The organism is Sinorhizobium chiapasense, from assembly GCF_036488675.1.
In the GTDB taxonomy this organism is placed as follows: Bacteria; Pseudomonadota; Alphaproteobacteria; order Rhizobiales; family Rhizobiaceae; genus Sinorhizobium; species Sinorhizobium chiapasense.
Window position 1 is genome coordinate 2,623,284 of the sequence record NZ_CP133148.1, and the last position, 20,128, is coordinate 2,643,411.

A 20,128-nucleotide genomic window follows, 5' to 3' on the forward strand; every position below is an offset into this window, starting at 1 on the left:
CGGCACCGGAACGGGACCGCGGCCTTGCCGCTCCCCAGGGTCTTTTTATCGTCCAGGAAGGGCGGCCCTACTCTTGACGAGCAGCCCTTCCAGATAATCAGCCATGACCCTCTGGCTAATCTCGTCCCGAATGAGATCGTTTCTGATTTCGATCATCACGTTCGGCAGTCCGTTTCGCACGCCATACTCTACCAGACTGTGCGTTACGCCGTCCGCCGGCCCATAGGGCTTGTTGCGGCGGATGTCGTAGGCGACTTCTCCGTCCGTCGCGATCGCGAGCATGCGGTCGGCAAGCCTGCTGTCGGCGTCGTGCAGGATGCCGATTTCGACGGCGCGCGGCTCGCCGAAATAGACCGGCGTGAAACTGTGCATGGTGACAAGGAAAAGGCGCCGTCCGGCGGCCTTGCGCTCGGACACGAACCGCGCCACGGCATCACGAAACGGGAGATAGATCTCCTCCACCCTCGCCTGCCGCTCTGCGGCCGACATCGCCCTGTTGCCCGGCACCTCGAAGATTTCGCTGACGGCCGGCATTGCGGCATCGGACTCGGGCGGTCGGTTGCAGTCATAGGCAAGGCGCGAAAAGCGTTGATGGATGAGCGCGCTGTCGAGCCTCTCGGCAAGTTGTCTGGCGACCGCCAGCGCGCCGGGATCCCAGGCGATGTGGCTCTCCAGTGCCTCTTTTGAAAGACCGAGCGTCCCCAGACGCTCCGGCAGGCGGCGTGACGCGTGCTCACAGACGAAGAGGAAGTCTCCCTTCCCGCTCGCATTGTCGATGGCGACCGGATCTCCCTCTGCCTGCGTCAAAAGTCCCGTCAAAACTGGCACCCCCAATTTGCCTTGTCAGACGATCTTGATGAAGAGAATTCTTCACGAATCAGGGAGTGTCAACGGGAAATCTGAAACGATCTCTTCAAAAAGCAGATTGACTCCGATTGTGACAGCGGGGTTTAATTCGTCACAAGCTGGCGCAGACCAGTTCAGGGGCACGGCATTGACCAGCAAAGCGGCATCCATGACGGTGTCGGATGTGATCAACGCACAATTCGCGGCGCTGACGCGCGCCGAAAAGCGATTGGCGGAGACACTTCTCGACAACTATCCCGTCTCCGGACTCGGTTCGATCACCACGGTCGCCGAGAACGCCGGCGTTTCGACGCCGACCGTGGCGCGCATGGTCCAGAAGCTGGGCTTCCGCGGATTTCCAGACTTTCAGGCAAGGCTCCACCAGGAGCTCGAGGCGACGATCTCCAATCCCATAGCCAAGCACGATCGTTGGGCCGCCAGCGCCCCCGGCACGCACACACTCAATCGGTTCGCCGATGCAGTCATGGGAAATATGCGCCAGACGTTGTCCCAGATAGAACCGCGCGATTTCGACCAGACCGCCACCCTGATCGCCGACTGCAAACGCGATATCTATCTTGCCGGCGGGCGCATCACCCGCTCGTTGGCCGACTACTTCTTCACCCATCTCCAGGTCATCCGCACCGGCGTCACCCAGATCGCCGCCAACCCGAGTTCCTGGCCGCACTACGTCTTGGACATGAGGCAGGGCGACGTTCTGATCCTGTTCGATATCCGCCGGTACGAACAGGAAATGGAAACGCTCGCCCGCATCGCCCGCGATCGGGGCGTCGAAATTGTTCTCTTCACGGACCAGTGGGGTTCGCCCGTCGCCAAATCCTCTTCCAAGGTCTTCCGCGTGCAGATCGAGGCGCCCTCGGCCTGGGACAGTTCGGTCATGCTGCTCTTTCTCGTCGAGGCGCTGATCGAAGCCGTGCAGGACATGAACTGGGACGAGACACGGGACCGGATGAAGATGCTCGAGGGCCTGTTCGATTCGACGCGCATCTTCCGCAAGCCGGTCTAGGGAGGAACCGGCAGTTTTATGGACCGAGCCCTACCGGCTGTTTGCGCAGATCAGGACGACCGCCGTCCCGCGACCGACACGTATGGCGCGAACGGGACAGAGCCTGTCACACAGGTTTCATCGCGCCTCTTTAACAGCATCGCCGAAATTACAACGAACGCTTTCAATTGAAAGCACAATAAGGAGAACGTCAGTGATTTCAAAGACTCAACGCCTGCTCTCGCTTTCCACCGCCATGCTGCTCGCAACGTCGGCGATCGCCGTCGCCGAGCCGAGCGAGGAACTTGTCGCCGCCGCCAAGAAGGAAGGCACGCTGACCACGATCGCTCTTCCGCACAACTGGTGCGGTTACGGCGACGTCATTGCCGGCTTCAAGGCCAAATACGGCATCGAAGTCAACGAACTGAACCCGGACGCCGGTTCGGGTGACGAAATCGAAGCCATCAAGGCCAACAAGGGCAATACCGGTCCGCAGGCACCCGACGTGATCGACGTCGGCCTCTCCTTCGGCCCGTCGGCCAAGGCCGAAGGCCTGATCCAGCCCTACAAGGTCTCGACCTGGGACTCGATCCCGGATAGCGCCAAGGACGCCGAAGGCTACTGGTATGGCGACTATTACGGCGTTCTCTCGTTCGTGGTGAACACCGACATCGTCAAGGACGCGCCGAAGGACTGGGCCGACCTCAAGAAGTCGGATTATGCGAACGCGGTCGCGCTCGCCGGCGATCCGCGCGCGTCCAACCAGGCCGTCCAGGCCGTCTATGCCGCCGGCCTTTCCGCCGGTGAGACGGATGCCGCCAAGGCTGGCGAGGCTGGTCTCGGTTTCTTCGCCGAGGTCAACAAGGCCGGCAACTTCGTTCCGGTCATCGGCAAGTCCGCCTCGCTCGCCCAAGGCTCCACCCCGATCATCATCGCATGGGACTATAACGGTCTCGCCTGGCGCGACAGCCTGAACGGCAACCCGCCGGTCGAAGTTGTCGTTCCGGCTTCGGGCGTCGTCGCCGGCGTCTACGTCCAGGCGATCTCCGCCTTCGCGCCGCATCCGAATGCTGCCAAGCTCTGGATGGAGTACCTCTATTCCGACGAAGGTCAGCTTGGCTGGCTGAAGGGCTATTGCCACCCGATCCGCTTCAACGATCTGGCCAAGAACGGCAAGGTCCCGCAGGAAATGCTCGACAAGCTGCCGCCGGCAGCGGCCTATGAAAAGGCCGTCTTCCCGACGCTCGAGGAGCAGGAGGCCGGCAAGACGGCAATTACCACCAAGTGGGACAGCGTTGTCGGCGCCAACGTCCAGTAACGAAAAATCGGCCTCCCCTCCGCACGGCGGGGAGGCTTCCTTTGACGCCGGGACGGCCGGAAACGCGATGAGCACGACAACAGCAACAGCAGCACCTCGGATCAGCAAACGGGCGATCATCGATTGGCTCGGCATCGCGCCGTTCATGATTTTCGCGCTGATGTTCCTGATCGTCCCGACGCTTTATCTCGTGACCGGCGCCTTCCTGACGCCAGAGGGCGAGCTCACTTTCAAGAACATCGTCGACCTCTTCACGCCGTCGATTCTCTCGGCCTACTGGATCTCGATCCGGGTATCGGTCGCCTCCTCGCTCGGCGGCGCGCTGATCGGCTTCTTCCTCGCCTGGGCGATCGTGCTCGGCGGCGTCCCCACCTGGGTCCGCTCCGGCCTTCTCACCTTTTCCGGCGTCGCCTCGAACTTCGCCGGCGTGCCGCTCGCCTTCGCCTTCCTGGCGACCCTTGGGCGCACCGGCCTCGTCACGGTTTTCCTGCGCGACTGGTTCGGCTTCAATCTCTACTCGACCGGCTTCAACCTCCTGAGTTTCTTCGGTCTCACCATCACCTACATGTATTTCCAGATCCCGCTGATGGTGCTGATCCTGACGCCGGCACTCGACGGCATGAAGAAGGAATGGCGCGAGGCCTCCGAAATCCTCGGCGCCTCCACATGGCAATACTGGCGGATGGTGGCACTCCCGATCCTCTGGCCGAGCCTGCTCGGCACAACGCTGCTGCTTTTTGCCAACGCTTTCGGTGCAATCGCCACGGCCTACGCCCTCACCGGCAGCTCGCTCAACATCGTGCCGATCCTGCTCTATGCGCAGATCCGCGGCGACGTGCTGCACAACCCGAACCTCGGCTATGCGCTGGCGCTCGGCATGATCGTCATCACCGGCATTTCCAACATTCTCTATATCTGGCTGCGGATGCGCGCCGAACGGTGGCAGAAATGAAAGCACAACGCCTCGGCGCCTGGATCGCCATCGCCATCGGAACGGGCTACTTCATCATTCCGCTGCTCGGCACGCTGGAATTCTCGCTACGCATGCGGCGCGGCCAATATTCGTTCGACGCCTACGAGTCGGTCTTCTCCGATATCCAGTTCCGCGAGACCTTCGGCTATTCGATGCTGATGGCGCTTTTGACCATCATCTTCGGCATGCTGCTCGTCGTGCCGACCGCCTATTGGGTGCGGCTGCGCCTGCCGCAAGTGCGGCCGGTTGTCGAATTCATCACGCTGCTGCCTCTCGTCATCCCGGCGATCGTCATCGTCTTCGGCTACTTGCGCCTTTATAATTCCTCGTCGGTACTGCCGCTGACCGGGTCGACCTCCGGCACGAACGCGCTCCTGATGTTTTCCTATATGACGCTGTCGCTCCCGTACATGTATCGCGCGGTCGATACCGCCATGCGGGCGATCGACGTCAGGACGTTGACGGAAGCGGCCGAGAGCCTCGGCGCGAAATGGCCGACGATCCTGTTCCGCTGCATATTCCCGAATGTGATGAGCGGCGTGCTCTCCGGCTCCTTCATCACCTTCGCGATCGTGATGGGCGAATTCACCATGGCGGCGCTGCTCAACCGACCGGCTTTCGGCCCCTACCTGCAGCTCGTCGGCGCCAACAAGGCCTATGAACCTTCGGCACTGGCCGTCATCGCATTCGCCATCACCTGGCTCAGCATGGGTCTGATCCAGCTCGTCTCCCGCTTCCAGAAATCCGCTCCGGCCAAGGCTTGATCACATGGCGTTCCTGACACTAACCAATATCCAGAAGTCCTTCGGCCCGGTTCAGGTCGTGCACAACTTCAACATGGGCATCAACAAGGGCGAGTTCGTCTCCTTTCTCGGCCCTTCGGGTTGCGGCAAGACCACCGTCCTGCGCATGATCGCCGGCTTCGAGACGCCGTCGGGCGGCTCTATCGTCATCGAGGGCAAGGACCAGGGCGCGCTGAAACCCAACCAGCGCAATATCGGGATGGTGTTCCAGGCCTATGCACTGTTCCCGAACATGAACGTGCAGGACAACGTCGCCTTCGGCCTCAAGGTGGCGGGCGCTCAGAACGCGGAAATCGATCAACGGGTGAAGCAAATGCTCGGTCTGATCAAGCTCGAGCACCTGGCGGATCGCTATCCCTATCAGCTGTCGGGCGGTCAGCAGCAGCGCGTGGCGCTCGCCCGCGCACTCGCCGTCAAGCCGCAAGTATTGTTGCTCGACGAGCCCCTCTCCGCGCTCGACGCGAAGATCCGCGTTTCGCTGCGCGAGGAGATCCGGCAGATCCAGCAGCAGCTCGGAATCACCACCGTTTTCGTGACGCATGACCAGGAGGAGGCGCTGTCGATCTCCGACCGCATCGTCGTCATGAATGCGGGCCACGCCGATCAGATCGGCACCCCCTTCGAAATCTACAACACGCCGGCAACGCGTTTCGTCGCCTCCTTCGTCGGCACGCTGAACATCATCGAGGGCAAGGTTGCGGACCCTGCCAGCGGCGCCGTCACCATCGGCGGTCAGCGCGTTTCGCTGAAGGGGCCGATCGCCGGCATGAAAGGCGGCGACAGCATCTCGCTCGCCTTGCGCCCCGAGGCGGGCTCGATTGTCGACGGCGCCAAGGGCGACACCGCACTTGCGGGCGAAGTTGTCTCCACAAGCTTCCTCGGCTCCGTCATCCGCACCAAGCTGCGCGTCGGCGGCGACACCATCTCCTTCGATATGTTCAACAATCCGGGCATCACGCCGCCGGTCTCCGGCGAAAACGTCACGCTGCGCTTCGCCGCCAAGGACCTGCTCGTCATCCGCGAATAGGTCCCGCTGATCGGCGGAAAGTTTTGTTGCGACCAAGCGCGGTTGCGGAAAAATCTGTCGCGATTTCCCGTTTTTCCGTCGCAGCGCGCGTTTGATCGCGCCCCGCCGGCCTATATAGTCGCAAGCGTTCTCAGGGCGGGGCGAAATTCCCCACCGGCGGTAGCGATCATCCGATCGAAGCCCGCGAGCGCTTCGGAACCCTAACTCCCGAAGGTCAGCAGATCCGGTCGAATTCCGGAGCCGACGGTCACAGTCCGGATGGAAGAGAGCAAGCAGCCGCGTCCCCTTCCCGGGGGGTCTTCGCGCGCATGCATGTTCGCCCGACGGGATCATTGGAAAACGCCAAACCCTGAAAGGCTTGAGACCATGACCATTCTTTCCCAACCCGCCGCCAGGATTGCGATCGTCCGTGCCCGCTGGCACGCCGACATCGTCGACCGGTGCGTCGATGCTTTCGTCGCGCAGTGGACCAAGCTCGGCGGCAACGCCGCCGACGTCGAGATCTTCGACGTTCCGGGTGCACTCGAAATCCCGCTTCACGCACAGACGCTCGCCCGGACCGGCCGCTATTCTGCGGTTCTCGGAACCGCCTTCGTCGTCGATGGCGGCATCTACCGCCACGAGTTCGTCGCCGGCACCGTGCTCGAGGGCATGATGCGCGTACAGCTCGACACCGATGTGCCGGTCCTTTCCGCCGTGCTTACCCCGCATAATTTCCAGGAAAGTGAACCGCTGATTGCCTTTTTCCGCGATCATTTCGTCATCAAGGGCGAAGAGGCCGCCAATGCCTGCGCCCAGATCCTCGACGCTCGCGCCAAGCTGGCCTTGATCGACGCCTGAGGATTCGTTCGAACAGACATTTCGAGGGGCACGACCGATACCGGTCGTGCCCTTCTTTTTTTGCAAACCGCGAATGGCTGCTGCGTGATCGGCGCAATTGAAAATCGCGGTGCACTGCGATATCAAAAACTTGACTATAAAACGAAAGATTAAGTGCTTCGTCGGGCCGGGAAGGCCAGCGAGCCGGGGACGTGACGATGACATTTCAGCCGCGCATGCAAAACAAGATCAGCGGTTTCTCTGTCATAGGCGGACTCCGCCGGCGTCATTGGAACGGTGTCGTCGCGGACGTGTGGGACGTCGAATGCATTCCTCACGCCGGCGGATACTACGTCGCGGAAGACCCGCGCATGTTCATCGTGCTCGACGCCAAGGGCGGCGGAAATTGCCGCGTCAAACTCGCCTCGAACGGCAGCGGCGCCGTCCAGAACTATCACCGGCAGGCCCTCTCCTACATCCCGGCCGGCGTGGAGCTCTGGACCGACGTCGTCGATATCCAGTACCTGCGGCACCTCGACCTGCATTTCGACGTCAATGCGCTCAGCCGGCGGCTGATGGAGGATCTCGACCCCAGCGCGATCGAGACGCCTCGGCTGATGTTTCAGGACCCTCGTTTTCTCCATCTTGCGGAATTGATCGTGGCCGAATGCCTCAACCCGCAACCGCTGCATGACCTTTATGGCGATGGACTGACACTGGCGCTGTTCATCGACCTGATGAAGATCAACCGAAGCGTGAGCCGCAAACGCAGCCAGCTGGCAGCCTGGCAACTGCGCAGGGCGGTCGACTACATCGGGGAAAACGTTGCCCGCAACGTCCGGCTCGAAGAGTTGGCGAGCCTCACCGGCCTGTCGCAATCGCATTTCAGCCACGCCTTCAAGGCATCGACCGGCGTGGCGCCGCATCAGTGGCAGACAAATGCCCGGATCGAACGCGCAAAAGCGATGCTGCTTGGAAGCAACGCATCGCTGACCAGCGTTGCAGCCGAAACGGGCTTCGCCGATCAGGCGCACTTCACCCGCGTGTTCAGGAAGACGGTCGGTACGACACCGGCGCTTTGGAAAAAGAGCCGCCTCTCGTGACCGCGGTCGGCGGCCCGCTACTGCATGCTTCCTTAAATCGTAGCCGATTTAAGGACAAAAACATGCAGCAATTCAAAGTGCTACAGGGTCCTTTGCGCGTCCGATTGGACGCGCGGCGCTGTAGTCCAGCGCGGAAATTTGCCCAGGATCGTTCAATTTTCCCGGATCCGGACAAGCCCGGGCGATATACCTGAGATAAACACTCATCTTATCAACAGGGCGACTGGCCACGTTGCGTTCTCCGGGGGATGGAGCGCCGCATGGCCCATTTTCGGGGCAGAGATACGATGCAGAACAATGGCAACGGGGTGCGTTTGAAGGACGTATTGGCGGGCGGGATGGCATTTGCCGCACTGCTGCTCGCCGGGGCGGCGCAAGCGCAGGACGGTAGTGCCTCGGCGCTTGAAAGACTGGTGGTCGAAGGCGGCACACCTGCGAACGGCAGCGCCACAGGTCCTGTCGACGGCTACGTGGCCAAGGCGACCTCGACCGGATCCAAGACGGCAACGCCGGTCACCGCCATTCCGCAATCCGTCTCCGTCGTCGGGCGCCAGGAGCTCGACGATCGCGGCGTCGTCAACAAGATCGACGAGGCTTTGCGCTACACGCCCGGCGTTGCCACCGAGCCTTTCGGCACCGACGCCGACACGGACTGGTTCTACATTCGAGGGTTCAATGCGAGCCAAACGGGCGTGTTCCTCGACGGGCTGTCGCTCTACAGCTTCGGCTTCGGCGGCTTCCAGATCGATCCCTTCATGCTGGAACGAGTCGAGGTGCTGAAGGGTCCGGCATCGGTGCTCTATGGCGGCGCCAATCCGGGCGGTATCATCAACCTGATCAGCAAGCGGCCCCTGGACGGGCCTTTCCACTATGCCGAAATCGGCATCAACGACGACGGCAATGCCTTCACCGGCTTCGATCTCAACGACAGCCTGACAGAGGACGGCACTGTTCGCTATCGTTTGACCGGCAAGGTCGCGGGCGGCGACAATTATTCCAACTTCTCCGAGGATCTGCGCGGCTTCGTCCTGCCGCAGATCACCTACGCCCCGGACGATGCCTCGAGCCTGACCGTCTACGGTCTCTTGCAGGGGCTCGACCAGGTACATGTCGGCAATGGTTTCCTTCCCTATGTGGGAACCGTCGTCGATGCGCCGTTCGGCAAGATCGACCGCGACGCATTCTACGGAGAGCCCGATCTCGACGAAGGGACCTACGCCCAGCAGATGATCGGTTACGAGGCGAAACACGAGCTTGAGAGTGGTTGGACCTTCACCCAGAACGCCCGCTACGCCCATCTCCACAAGCACGAGCAAGGCCCCTACACTTTCGGCTATGTCGGCGGCACGCCGACCGGTCCCGACTACCTCCTCAACCGCATCGGCTTCGAGGCAACGTCGAAGGTCGACAGCTTCGCGATCGACAACCGGGTGGAGAACGAATTTGATCTCGGCGGCACGAACCACGCTTTGCTCGCCGGCCTCGACTACAAATATTACCGTCTCGACCACATCCAGGCATGCTGCGGGGCGACGCCGATCAGTGCGACCGACCCGGTCTATGGCGTGCCGCAGGGGCCGAACTTCGTCTACCTGAACCAGGTCGTGACGCTGCAGCAGCTCGGCGTCTATGCGCAGGACCAGATTCGCTTCGGCGATGGCTGGCTCGTCACCCTTAACGGCCGTTACGACTACGTCGATACAGACATCAAGAATGGCACTACCGCCTTCTCCGGCCCCTCCAACTTCTCGTACGATGACGGCGCACTCAGCGGTCGCGCCGGTCTCGCTTATGAGTTCGAGAACGGGCTTACGCCCTATGTAAGCGTTGCCACGTTCTTCAACCCGCTCATCGGCAACCGCGACGCGAACCCCGATCCGGCAGTCGTGACGCTGGTGCCGTTGAAACCGGAAGAGGGTTACCAGTATGAGGCGGGCATCAAATATGCACCGACATTCATCGACGGGCTGTTCACTGCCTCCCTCTTCGAGATAACCAAGCAGAATGTCCAGGTGACAGATATCCTTGGTCTCTCCACGCAGTTCGGCGAGGTGCGCTCGCGCGGGATCGAGCTCGAAGCCAAGGTCAACCTCGACGAAAACTGGCGGCTGATCTCGGCCTTCAGCTATACCGACCTCGAGATCACGGAAGACACCAACCCGTCGCTCATCGGCAAAACGCCCTATATCGTCCCCGAAACGCAGGCGGCGGTATGGCTCGATTACACTCTCACGAGTGGCGTGCTCGAAGGCATGAGCCTCGGCGCGGGCGTGCGTTACCAAGGAGAATCCTGGGCTGACGCGGCTAATACGAAGAAGGTGCCGGACGCCACGCTCGTCGATGCCGCCATCCGCTACGAGAAAAACGACTGGGCCGCCTCCCTCAATGTCGCTAACCTCTTCGACAAGGAATATGTCAACGGATGCCAGGGTCTCGAGACCTGCGGCTACGGCGAAGGCCGGACGATCACGCTGAAGCTCAGCAAGACGTGGTAAGCGGCTCTACAGCGCCGCGCGTCTAATCAGACGCGCAAAGGACGCTGTAGCACTTTGAGTTGCTGCATGTTTTTGTCCTTAAATCGGGTACGATTTAAGGAACATGCAGTAGAATCATCTCGTGAAGCGCCTGGATCGGATCGTCAGGCGCTTCACGCAAAGCCTTGATGCGACTCGACAACTGCGTGCCTAGGCATGCCCTCAATGCGCGCCCTGCTCTCCCCCGAGCGCGCGTTCGAGCGATCGCGCCTTGTGGCGATGGCCGGCGCGTTCGTAACCAACGATGGTGATGACCGGCGCGAACATCAGAATGATGAGGCAGACCGCCATGTCGATACCCGCCATCGCAGCCCCCACGGAGGCGGCCAGCACCAGGACCGTGGCACAGAACTGCCAGATGTGCCGGCGCTCCATCGCCCTGACCAGATAGACGTACATGGCGTAAATCGAGCCTATGTAGACGGCGACGGGAACGGCGACGGTCAGCACCGCGGCGACGGACGAGATATGCGCCTTGTGCTCGATATAGTAGGCAGCGACGTGCAGGCCTGCGCCCGTCGCAACGATGGCGGCGAAGATCACCATGTGCCCATAACTCCAGACGAAGGCGCGCTTGCGAAACTTGTGAAGGATTTCCGCGCTCGGGAGCGTGAAGTAGATCCACCACATACCGAAGGTCAGCCCGGTGCCGGCGACGCAGACCAGCACCACGTCAAGGTTCCAACCGTGCCCTTCGACGACGGCGGTCACTGAGGCGACGGTTCCGACCACGCCTTCGCCGAGCGCGATGATCGCAAGCAGGCCGTAGCGCTCGGCGATATGGTGCGCGTGCCAGGGCGTACCGCCCTGCAGCGACTCCGCGATCACCGGACCGGCCATCTCGACCATAGTCAGGACGATAACGAAGGCAAGCGTCACAAGCAGGGAGAAATCGATGAAGATCAGCACTGCCCAGCCGATCTGGGCAATGGAGACTGCCGCCGCATAGGTGGTGCAGGCCTTGCGGCGGAGCGGATCTTCCCGCGCGGCCCTCAGCCATTGGAACACCATGGCGACCCGCATCACGACATAGCCAAGCACCATGATGCCGTTGTTCAGATTTTCGCCCTTGTCGATCGACTCGAACATCGGCGGTAGCCCGATGGCGAGAATGAGCACGCCGGCCATCTGCACCATCGTCACGCACCGAAACACCCAGTCGTCGGTGTCGTAGGCGGAAGCGAACCAGGAAAAGTTCACCCAGGCCCAGCAGATCGCGAAGGTCGCAAAGCCGAAGCCGATCAGCCCGGCCTTGACATGCCCCTCGGCAAGGAGATGGGCAAGCTGCGCGGCAGCAAGACTGAAGGCGATGACGAAGGTCAGGTCGAAGAGCAGTTCCAGCGGCGTGGCAGCGCGATGCACCTCGTGCGGATCCCGCCCGCTCATCCTGGCAACATGATGCGCAAGCGAATGCGGGTTGGCTGGCGGGGTCTCGGACATTGAGGGGCTCCGGCTTGTCGAGGATATGCAGGCATCCTCAAATATTCATCGGAAGCCAGTCAAGGCCGCACCCTTCACACAAACAGCCAAACGGCAAGAAGCACCGCTCGGCTATCTTCGCGAGAGGTCCTACTGACCGAGATTCTTGATGTAGAGCGAAAGAAGCTGGGTCTGAGAGGAGATGCCAAGCTTGCGATAGACGTTGCGTCGGTGAACCTTCACCGTGCCCGTCGAGATGCCGAGCCTGAGTCCGATCGACTCCGACGAATGCCCCTGAAGCACCAATTCGATGATCGCCGCCTCCCTTTCGGTCAGGTTCAGGTGTTGCCAGACGCCATCGGCGGGCGGATGCGCCGCCTTCCGCCGGCCCCGCCCTGTCTTCGCCAGCGCCACGTCGAAACGGCGGCCGAGATCGGCCCAGTGATGACGCACCAACGCCGCCACCAGCGGCTCCCCCTTCTTGAGCAGAGCAAATTCCGCCGCGCTGAAGGTGCCCGTCGCCTCGCGCCGCATCAGCGAGAGGACGACAGTGATTTCATCGCTGATCGGCACGAAGAAGCCGACCTCTTCCGCAAGCCCGGTCTGGACGTAATAGGTGCGGTAGTATTCGCTGGAGAAAAAGCGATCCGGCGCCAGTTCCCGCATGCGCCAGACGCCAGGCTTCGGCGCACAAGCGGCATGATAGAAGGGATCGAGAAGGTACGGCCCGGCCTGATAAAGGCTGACAAAAAGAACGTGATCCTTCGCGTCGAAGGTGCTGTAGAGATCGATCGGACGCTCCTTGCCGCGATAGGCGAAGACAACGACATAATCGAAGTTCATCAGGGTCGACATCAGCCGGCGAAATGCGCCGCCGACGGCCTGATCCTCCAGCGGTCCGCCGTCGACCAGGGGCGCCAGCGTCTGAAAAAGCCCATCGAGGTTGATACTCAAACCGCGCTCCCCACCCGATTTTCCCTCTTCGGGGTATACTCCTTCCACAGGGCAACCCGGGTTGAAATACCTCTCTTGGGGTATATACCAGCGCGACGGCATTTGACTAGGCTGCCTGCTAGTAGCGGCGGGAAGAAGCGGCACAAGAACCGCAATCGATCCAAAGACAACCGCAGGGAACAGACGTGACATCCGCTTCGACGAACGACATCGAATTCCGTTCGGTCGCCAAACGCTATGGCAGCGTGACGGCGGTCTCGGACATCAACCTCGCGGTGCCGAAGGGCGCCTTCGTGGCGCTGCTTGGCCCTTCCGGTTGCGGCAAGACCACCTGCCTGCGCATGATCGGCGGCTTTGAGCAACCGAGCGAGGGCACCGTCTATATCGGCGGCCAGCCGATGAACGGCGTGCCCGCCTATCGCCGTCCGGTCAACATGGTGTTCCAGCAATATGCGCTGTTCCCGCATCTCGATGTCGAACAGAACGTCGCCTATGGCTTGAAGCAGATGCGCCCGCGCATCGCCGCCGCGGAAATCGCCCGCCGGGCGCAAGAGGCGCTGGAGATGGTTCGCCTCGGTGGCTTCGGCAAGCGCCGCATCCACGAAATGTCCGGCGGCCAGCAGCAGCGCGTGGCGCTTGCCCGCGCCATTGTCAACAAGCCGAAGGTGCTGCTTCTCGACGAGCCGCTTGCCGCTCTCGACAAGAAGCTGCGGACGGCCATGCAGATCGAGCTCCAGAGCCTGCAGCGCGAACTCGGCATCACCTTCGTTCTCGTCACCCACGACCAGGAAGAGGCGCTGTCGATGAGCGACCTCGTCTGCGTCATGAGCACCGGCCGGATCGTCCAGATCGGCCCTCCGCAGGAGATCTACGATCGCCCGGCGAGCCTCTTCGTCGCCGACTTCGTCGGCAAGACCAACCGTGTCGCCGCAACCATCGACGCCGGCACGAATTCGATCCGGCTGGCGAACGGCGTCGGCGTTGCGAAACCCGTGAGCGCCAACGGCACGGTCGGTGCGGCCATGGTTGCGCTTCGCCCGGAGGCGATCAGCCTCGTCCGCGACGGCGCGGCGATGCTTCAAGGCACCGTCACCCACCGCATCTTCCTCGGTTCGTCGGTCGAATATTCGGTCGAGGTCGACGGCCTTGGCGATTTTCTTGTCACCGCCGACCGCCGAAGCCTCAACGAAAGCGACCTCGCGGAGCCCGGCGAACGGATCGGGCTCGCCTTCGACCCCAACGCGCTTCACGTCTTTCCGGCCTGAGGGCCGGTCTTGCTGCCATCACTGCACGTCAACGATAAGGGAACAGCATCATGACCAAGTGGTACAGAGAGAATGCCCCGATTACCGCCGACAAGCTTGCTGACGAGCTGATGCGCCTGAAGCGCGGGTCGGTCACCCGCCGCCACTTCCTCGGCGTCACCGGCCTCGGCCTTGCGACCGGCGTCTTCGCGCGACAGCCCGGCCTCTTCAATTCCACTGCCTTCGCCGGCGACCTTGGCACGCAGATGTCGATCGCGACCTGGCCGAATTACCACGACCCCGCCACTTTCGAGGCCTTCACCGCGGCAACTGGCGTTGCCGTCGAGGTCAATGTCTTCGGCTCGAACGAGGAAATGCTGGCAAAGCTCCAGGCGGGCGGCACCGGCTGGGATCTCTTTGTCCCCACCAACTACACGATCTCGACCTATGTGAAGCTCGGCCTGATCGACGAGCTCGATATGTCGAAACTGCCGAACTACGACGCCTCGACCGAGACCGCGCGTTTCACCAACGAAGGCATCGTCGACGGCAAGACCTATGCCGTGCCAAAGAACTGGGGCACGACCGGCATCGCGGTGAATTCCAGCAAGATCAAGGCGCCCGTTACGAGCTGGAAGGAGTTCTTCGACGTGGCGATGACCGAGGCCGACGGCCGCGCCATGGTGCACGACTATCAGCTCACCACCATCGGCAATGCGCTCGTCTCGCTCGGCTATTCCTTCAACTCCGTCAAGCCGGACGAACTCGCCAAGGCCGAGGAGCTGCTGATCAAGGTGAAGCCGCATCTTTATGCGATCAACAGCGACTACCAGCCGTCGATGCGCGCGACCGACGCCTGGATGACCATGTGCTGGACCAATGACGGCGCGCAGCTCAACCGCGACATGCCGGAAATCCAGTTCGTGCTCGACAAGGACGGCGGTGAGATCTGGTCGGACTTCTACGCAATCCCGAAGAGTGCGGCCAACAAGGCCGCGGGCTACGCATTGCTCAACTACCTGATGACGCCGGAAAATGCCGTCAAGGAGCACATCGCCAACGGCGCCCCGACGACCGACAGCCGCGTCTTGAAGCTGCTGCCGACCGAGGTCACTTCGAACAAGATCGTCTATCCGGACGACGCGGCGCTGACGCCGCTCGAATTCGGCGCCGCCGTGACGTTGACCGATCCCGGTCGCGCCGAGCTGATGGCGCGTTTCAAGTCGGCGTGATTTCGAAGTCTGCCCCTCACCCTAGCCCTCTCCCCGCATGCGGGGAGAGGGGACAAGGAAGTGCCACTCGTCGCTTTCTTTCGCCTCATCGCTGCAGATGAGAGGAAACGAAGCGGGCGCCGCGAGTCACCTTCTCCCCGTCAAAACGGGGAGAAGGTGGCCGGCAGGCCGGATGAGGGGCAGATCTTGAACGTGCATTCTAACGGACAGAACCTCATGCAAGCGCCGATGAACACGAAGAGGAATCTGGTGACGGCAGCGCTGGTCGCACCGGCGGCGGCGTGGCTTTGCATCTTCCTCGTGCTTCCCTTCATCGCGATGCTGGTCTTCGCCTTCGGCGAGCGCGCGCCGGAGGGCGGGTATCAGGCGGCCTTCACCTTCGCCCAATTCGCCAACCTGCCGACGCGGGCGGCCGCGTTCTGGAACACGCTGGTGCTCGCGCCCGCCGGCGCCCTGCTCTGCCTGCTGGTCGCCTATCCCGTCGCCTATTACCTCGCGGTCAGGGCGAACCCGCGCTATCGCCTCATCCTCGTTTCGCTCGTGGTCGTGCCGTTCTGGACGAGCCTGCTGGTGCGGACCTATGCCTGGATGTACATCCTCGGGTCGCGCGGCATTCCCAATCTGCTTACGATGATCGGCATCGAGGATGTGCGGATGTTGAACACGCCCGGCGCCGTGCTGCTCGGCATCGTCTATGGCTACCTGCCGCTGATGATCATGCCGATCTATGTGAGCCTCGAAAAACTCGACCGTCGACTCCTGGAGGCTTCCGCCGATCTTGGCGCCAAGCCGGTCTCCACCTTCTTCGGCGTCACCTTGCCGCTTTCCCTACCCGGCGTGATGACCGGTGTCGCGCTCGTCACTATCCTGCTCCTCGGCGAGTACCTGATCCCGCAGCTTCTCGGCGGCGGTAAGGTCTTCTTCATCGGCAATGCGCTCGTCGATCTCTTCCTGCAGTCACGCAACTGGCCGTTCGGCTCGGCGATCGCCGTCACCCTCGTTGCCGTCGTCGTCGTGGTGCTGATGGTGGCGATGCGGATCGCTTGGAAAGTCGCGGGCACAAGACAGGTGGATCTCGTCTGATGCGCGCCTTCATTTCCTCCGTCTATCTCTTCCTCTACGCCCCGATCGCGCTGGTCGTGCTGTTCTCCTTCAATGCCGGCCGCAATGCGAGCGAGTTCACCGGCTTTTCGACCGCCTGGTACGGCAAGGCCCTCGGCAACACGTTCCTGGTCTCGGCGCTGCAAAACAGCCTGATGATCGCCTTTACGAGTGCGGCGCTCGCTGCCGTCTTCGGCACGATGGCTGCACTCGGCATGGAGCGGCTCGGCACGCGCAAGCGCGCCGTCTTCGATGCCTTGTTCGCTGCGGCGATCGTCGTGCCGGGCGTCGTCATTGGCATTGCCACCCTGGTCGCGCTCGTCGCCCTCTTCTCCTTTGTCAATCCGGCGCTCGCGACGATCTGGCCGGGCGACCAGCCGCCGCAACTCGGCCTCGGCTATGGCTCGATTATCGCCGCCCACGGCCTTTTCTCGATGGCGCTCGTGACCATGATCGTCAAGGCGCGGATCGCAAGCCTCGGCGGCGATATCGTGGAAGCGTCGAGCGATCTCTACGCGACGCCGCTCACCACTTTCCGCCTGATCGTGCTGCCGCAGATCCTGCCGTCCATTCTTGCCGGCTTCCTGCTCGCCTTCACCTTCTCGTTCGACGATTTCATCATCGCCTTCTTCGTCGCCGGCTCGAAGACGACCCTGCCGATCTATGTCTTCGCCTCGATCCGCCGCGGCGTGACGCCGGAAATCAACGCGATCGCGACCCTGGTATTGGTCGCCTCGCTGCTCCTGATCCTCACAGCGCGCCTTCTGATGCGTGAAAAGAAAAGCAAATCCGGGGAGTGAAACAATGATCCTCAAAGACCGGGTCGCGGTCGTCACCGGAGCAGGCTCCGGCATCGGCCAGGCAGGCGCCGCCATCATGGCGCGCGAAGGCGCCCATGTCGTTGTCGTCGACCGCAGCCGGAAGGCCGCGGAAGCGACCGTGGCCGCCATTGCCGCCGGGGACGGCAGCGCAGAGGCATTCGGCCTCGACGTCACCGACGATGCCGCGCTGTCGGATGGCATCGCCGAAGTGCTCTATCGGCACGGCCGCGTCGATATCTTGCACAATCACGCGGGTGCCCAGGTCGCGGGCGATCTCGAGGGTGTCGACGTGGCGGGCTTCGACCGTTCCTGGAATCTCAACGTCCGCGCTCATTTCATGGCCGCCCGCCTCGTCATGCCGTCGATGAAGGCTGCAGGGCGCGGCGTGATCGTCAATACGTCCTCCTCCTCCGGCGTGCTCTACGATCGCGAGATGATTGCCTACACGACCACGAAGCACGCGGTCATCGCCATGACCCGGCAAATGGCCGGCGACTATGCGAAATACGGCGTGCGCGTCAACGCGCTCTGCCCCGGCTGGGTGGATACGCCCTTCAACGAGCCCTTCATTGCGCAAATGGGCGGGCGCGGCGCGATCGAGGCCTATATCCGTGAGAAGGTACCGCTCGGCCGCTGGGCAAGCGTCGACGAAATCGCCGAGTCGATCCTCTTCCTCGTCTCCGATCGGTCGTCCTACATGACCGGGCAGATACTTGTGGTCGATGGCGGGGAGACGGTCGTCTGATACGCCATCGCGGCTCCCCTCACACCTTCACATGCCCGATGCCTTTTGCCGCGATCTCTTCGAAGGATTCTTGGTAGCCCGCGTCTGCATAGCGGATGACTCCGAGCGACGTGTCGTTGGTCAGCGCATGGTCGAGCCGTTCGTCGGCGGCCGGGGTACCATCCGCGACGACGGTGACACCGCAGCTCGTCATATAACCGGCATAGCCGCCCCCGCCCGAGTGGACGACGACGAGATCGGCCATCGAAGAGCAGAGCAGCATGGCGTCGAGGAGTGGCCAGTCGGCGATTACGTCGGAACCATCCTTCATCCGCTCCGTCATGATGTTCGGATGCGCCATCGCGCCGGCATCGAGATGATCACGTGAGAAGGCGATCGGTCCCTTGAGTTCCCCGCTGGCGACCAGTTGATTGACACGCCGCGCAAGCGCCGTGCGTTCGCCGTGGCCGAGCCAGGCGATGCGCGCCGGCAGACCCTCGAAGGGAATGTGTTGCCGCGCGAGCCGGATCCAGTTGGTGATGATGCGATTGTCCGGAAACATTTCGAGGAGCAGGTCGTCGATCAGGGCGATGTCGCTCTCTTCGCCGGAAAGCGCCATCCAGCGGAACGGTCCGATGGCCCGGGCAAAGAGCGGACGCAAATAGGCTTCGGTGAAGATCGGAATGTCGAAGGCGTTGGCAACGCCCCCTTCCCGCGCCTGCGTGCGGATCAGGTTGCCGTTGTCGAAGACCTCCGCGCCCTTTTTCTGGAAGTCGAGCATGGCCTTCACGTGCTCGACGATCGAGGCGCGGCTTGCTGCCATCAGTTGGCCCTGCCCGTCCTCGCGCAGCGACCGCACCTGATCGAGGCTCATGCCCTTCGGCACGTAGCCGTAGACGAGATCATGCGCCGAAGTCTGGTCTGTCACCACATCCGGAACGATGCCGCGCCGGGCGATCTCGGGATAGATTTCCGCGGCATTGCCGACGAGGCCGACGGAGAGCGCGCGCTTCTCTTTGACCGCCGCATTGATCATCGCGAGCGCCGCGTCGAGGTGAGGCGCGATCTCCTGAAGATAACCGACCTGCTGGCGCTTCTTTGCGCGTTCCGGATCGATATCGACGCAGAGGATGGCGGCGCCCGCCATGCGGCCGGCAAGCGGCTGCGCGCCCCCCATGCCGCCGAGCCCGGCGGTCAGCACGAAACGGCCGGAGAGATCGCCGCCGAAGCGACGCTCGGCTATCCGCATGAAGATCTCGTAGGTGCCCTGGACCACCCCCTGGCTGCCGATATATTGCCAGGCGCCTGCCGTCAGCCCGCCCCAGCAGATTAGCCCCTTGCGCTGCAGCTCGTAAAAGACCTCGGCCTTCGCCCATTGGCCGACGATGTTGCAATTGGCCATGATGACAAGCGGCGCCTTGGCATGGGTCTTCAACAGGCCGACCGGCTTGCCGGACTGGATGACCAGTGTCTGGTCCCCATCCATCTCGATGAGCGTCTTGACGATTGCCCGATGGGACGGCCAGTTGCGCGCGGCTTTGCCCAGCGCCGCGTAGACGACGAGATTGTCCGGATCCTCGCCGACCGACAGTACGTTTTCGAGCAGCCGCAACAGCGCCTCCTGCCGCCAGCCCTTGGCACGCAGCTCCGGCCCGCCGGGAATCGGAAAGTTCGGGTGACGGGGATTGGCCTTCGGCATCGTGGTCGTTCCTTTGTTAGGCAGAATTTGCCCCTCACCCTAACCCTCTCCCCGCACGCGGGGAGAGGGAACATCGCATCCCGCCGACGTCCCTGTCAGCGGTGGCGTCATCCCCTCTCCCCGCTTGCGGGGAGAGGGCTAGGGTGAGGGGCAAACCGCCCTTTTTCACTTCGGCGGCAGCGTTTCGACGAAGCCCATCGCCGCATCCAGCAGGCGTCGGCGCAAGGCGTCATCGCCATAGGCCTCCGCGCCGGCGCGCACCCAGCCGTGCATCCGGCGCTCTCCCATCACCATCTGCACGATGCCGGGCAGCGCCAAGGCCCAATCGTCATTGCCCTTGCCAAGCCGCACCAGCATCCCGTCCTCTCGCGCGCCACAGAGCAAATTGCCGTTCAGGAGAAAGGCCAAACCACCGAACATCGGCTTTTCCGAAAGTCCCGGCCGGTCGCCGAGGTCTTGCCTCACCAGCTCCTCGAGCCCCGCGTCGCGTGCCATCTTTTCCTCC

18 protein-coding genes and 1 riboswitch are annotated in these 20,128 nt (G+C 62.4%); of the genes, 13 read left to right on the top strand and 5 right to left on the bottom strand.

Features of this window, described 5'->3' with window-relative positions; genetic code table 11:
* Positions 1-45 precede the first annotated feature (45 nt).
* The gene (locus RB548_RS12730; protein WP_331371666.1) at positions 46-819 is read right to left on the bottom strand and encodes an N-formylglutamate amidohydrolase; all 774 of its coding nucleotides are present in this window, start codon (positions 817-819) and stop codon (positions 46-48) included.
* Positions 820-1,015: 196 nt separating this feature from the next.
* On the opposite strand from RB548_RS12730, the gene RB548_RS12735 reads away from it, so the two are divergent.
* The 8 genes from RB548_RS12735 to RB548_RS12770 all read left to right on the top strand — a co-directional run bounded on the left by RB548_RS12735 (position 1,016) and on the right by RB548_RS12770 (position 10,390).
* On the top strand, positions 1,016-1,873 hold the full coding sequence (locus RB548_RS12735) for a MurR/RpiR family transcriptional regulator (RefSeq protein WP_331374957.1): 858 nt from the start codon (positions 1,016-1,018) through the stop codon (positions 1,871-1,873).
* Between the two features lie 193 nt (positions 1,874-2,066).
* Entirely contained in the window at positions 2,067-3,170 is a 1,104-nt protein-coding gene (locus tag RB548_RS12740; RefSeq protein ID WP_331371667.1) for an ABC transporter substrate-binding protein, read from the top strand.
* Between the two features lie 67 nt (positions 3,171-3,237).
* Entirely contained in the window at positions 3,238-4,122 is an 885-nt protein-coding gene (locus RB548_RS12745) for an ABC transporter permease (protein WP_331371668.1), read from the top strand.
* Positions 4,119-4,907 (top strand): ABC transporter permease, encoded by a 789-nt coding sequence (locus RB548_RS12750; RefSeq protein ID WP_331371669.1) that lies wholly within the window; start codon positions 4,119-4,121, stop codon positions 4,905-4,907. The genes RB548_RS12745 and RB548_RS12750 overlap by 4 nt, the downstream gene beginning before the upstream one ends.
* A 4-nt stretch (positions 4,908-4,911) precedes the next feature.
* Complete coding sequence (locus tag RB548_RS12755; protein ID WP_331371670.1) at positions 4,912-5,973, top strand: ABC transporter ATP-binding protein; 1,062 nt, start codon at positions 4,912-4,914, stop codon at positions 5,971-5,973.
* Between the two features lie 122 nt (positions 5,974-6,095).
* Positions 6,096-6,247: riboswitch (FMN riboswitch) on the top strand.
* Positions 6,248-6,339: 92 nt separating this feature from the next.
* Positions 6,340-6,813, top strand: coding sequence for a 6,7-dimethyl-8-ribityllumazine synthase (locus RB548_RS12760; RefSeq protein ID WP_331371671.1), 474 nt, complete (start codon positions 6,340-6,342; stop codon positions 6,811-6,813).
* 197 nt (positions 6,814-7,010) lie between these two features.
* Positions 7,011-7,895: a helix-turn-helix domain-containing protein gene (locus RB548_RS12765; RefSeq protein ID WP_331371672.1), complete on the top strand. Its 885-nt coding sequence runs from the start codon at positions 7,011-7,013 to the stop codon at positions 7,893-7,895.
* Between the two features lie 287 nt (positions 7,896-8,182).
* Positions 8,183-10,390 carry a TonB-dependent siderophore receptor gene (locus tag RB548_RS12770; RefSeq protein WP_331374959.1) on the top strand — a complete coding sequence of 736 codons (2,208 nt, stop codon included), beginning with the start codon at positions 8,183-8,185 and terminating at the stop codon, positions 10,388-10,390.
* Between the two features lie 201 nt (positions 10,391-10,591).
* Here the strand turns inward: RB548_RS12770 and RB548_RS12775 are convergent, their stop codons facing one another.
* Positions 10,592-11,869 carry a low temperature requirement protein A gene (locus RB548_RS12775; protein ID WP_331371673.1) on the bottom strand — a complete coding sequence of 426 codons (1,278 nt, stop codon included), beginning with the start codon at positions 11,867-11,869 and terminating at the stop codon, positions 10,592-10,594.
* A gap of 129 nt (positions 11,870-11,998) precedes the next feature.
* Positions 11,999-12,802, bottom strand: a complete 804-nt coding sequence (locus tag RB548_RS12780) for a helix-turn-helix transcriptional regulator (RefSeq protein WP_331371674.1) — start codon at positions 12,800-12,802, stop codon at positions 11,999-12,001.
* Positions 12,803-12,987: 185 nt separating this feature from the next.
* On the opposite strand from RB548_RS12780, the gene RB548_RS12785 reads away from it, so the two are divergent.
* The 5 genes from RB548_RS12785 to RB548_RS12805 all read left to right on the top strand — a co-directional run bounded on the left by RB548_RS12785 (position 12,988) and on the right by RB548_RS12805 (position 17,945).
* Positions 12,988-14,067: an ABC transporter ATP-binding protein gene (locus RB548_RS12785; protein ID WP_331371675.1), complete on the top strand. Its 1,080-nt coding sequence runs from the start codon at positions 12,988-12,990 to the stop codon at positions 14,065-14,067.
* Positions 14,068-14,117: 50 nt separating this feature from the next.
* On the top strand, positions 14,118-15,278 hold the full coding sequence (locus RB548_RS12790; protein WP_331371676.1) for a polyamine ABC transporter substrate-binding protein: 1,161 nt from the start codon (positions 14,118-14,120) through the stop codon (positions 15,276-15,278).
* Positions 15,279-15,494: 216 nt separating this feature from the next.
* Positions 15,495-16,361 carry an ABC transporter permease gene (locus RB548_RS12795; protein ID WP_331374960.1) on the top strand — a complete coding sequence of 289 codons (867 nt, stop codon included), beginning with the start codon at positions 15,495-15,497 and terminating at the stop codon, positions 16,359-16,361.
* Positions 16,361-17,179 (top strand): ABC transporter permease, encoded by an 819-nt coding sequence (locus RB548_RS12800; protein WP_331371677.1) that lies wholly within the window; start codon positions 16,361-16,363, stop codon positions 17,177-17,179. The genes RB548_RS12795 and RB548_RS12800 overlap by 1 nt, the downstream gene beginning before the upstream one ends.
* Before the next feature lie 4 nt (positions 17,180-17,183).
* Positions 17,184-17,945, top strand: coding sequence for an SDR family NAD(P)-dependent oxidoreductase (locus RB548_RS12805; protein ID WP_331371678.1), 762 nt, complete (start codon positions 17,184-17,186; stop codon positions 17,943-17,945).
* 19 nt (positions 17,946-17,964) lie between these two features.
* Here the strand turns inward: RB548_RS12805 and RB548_RS12810 are convergent, their stop codons facing one another.
* Both RB548_RS12810 and RB548_RS12815 read right to left on the bottom strand, forming a co-directional pair.
* Positions 17,965-19,623: a urocanate hydratase gene (locus RB548_RS12810; RefSeq protein WP_331371679.1), complete on the bottom strand. Its 1,659-nt coding sequence runs from the start codon at positions 19,621-19,623 to the stop codon at positions 17,965-17,967.
* Between the two features lie 165 nt (positions 19,624-19,788).
* Positions 19,789-20,118: a TfoX/Sxy family protein gene (locus tag RB548_RS12815; protein ID WP_331371680.1), complete on the bottom strand. Its 330-nt coding sequence runs from the start codon at positions 20,116-20,118 to the stop codon at positions 19,789-19,791.
* Positions 20,119-20,128 lie beyond the last annotated feature (10 nt).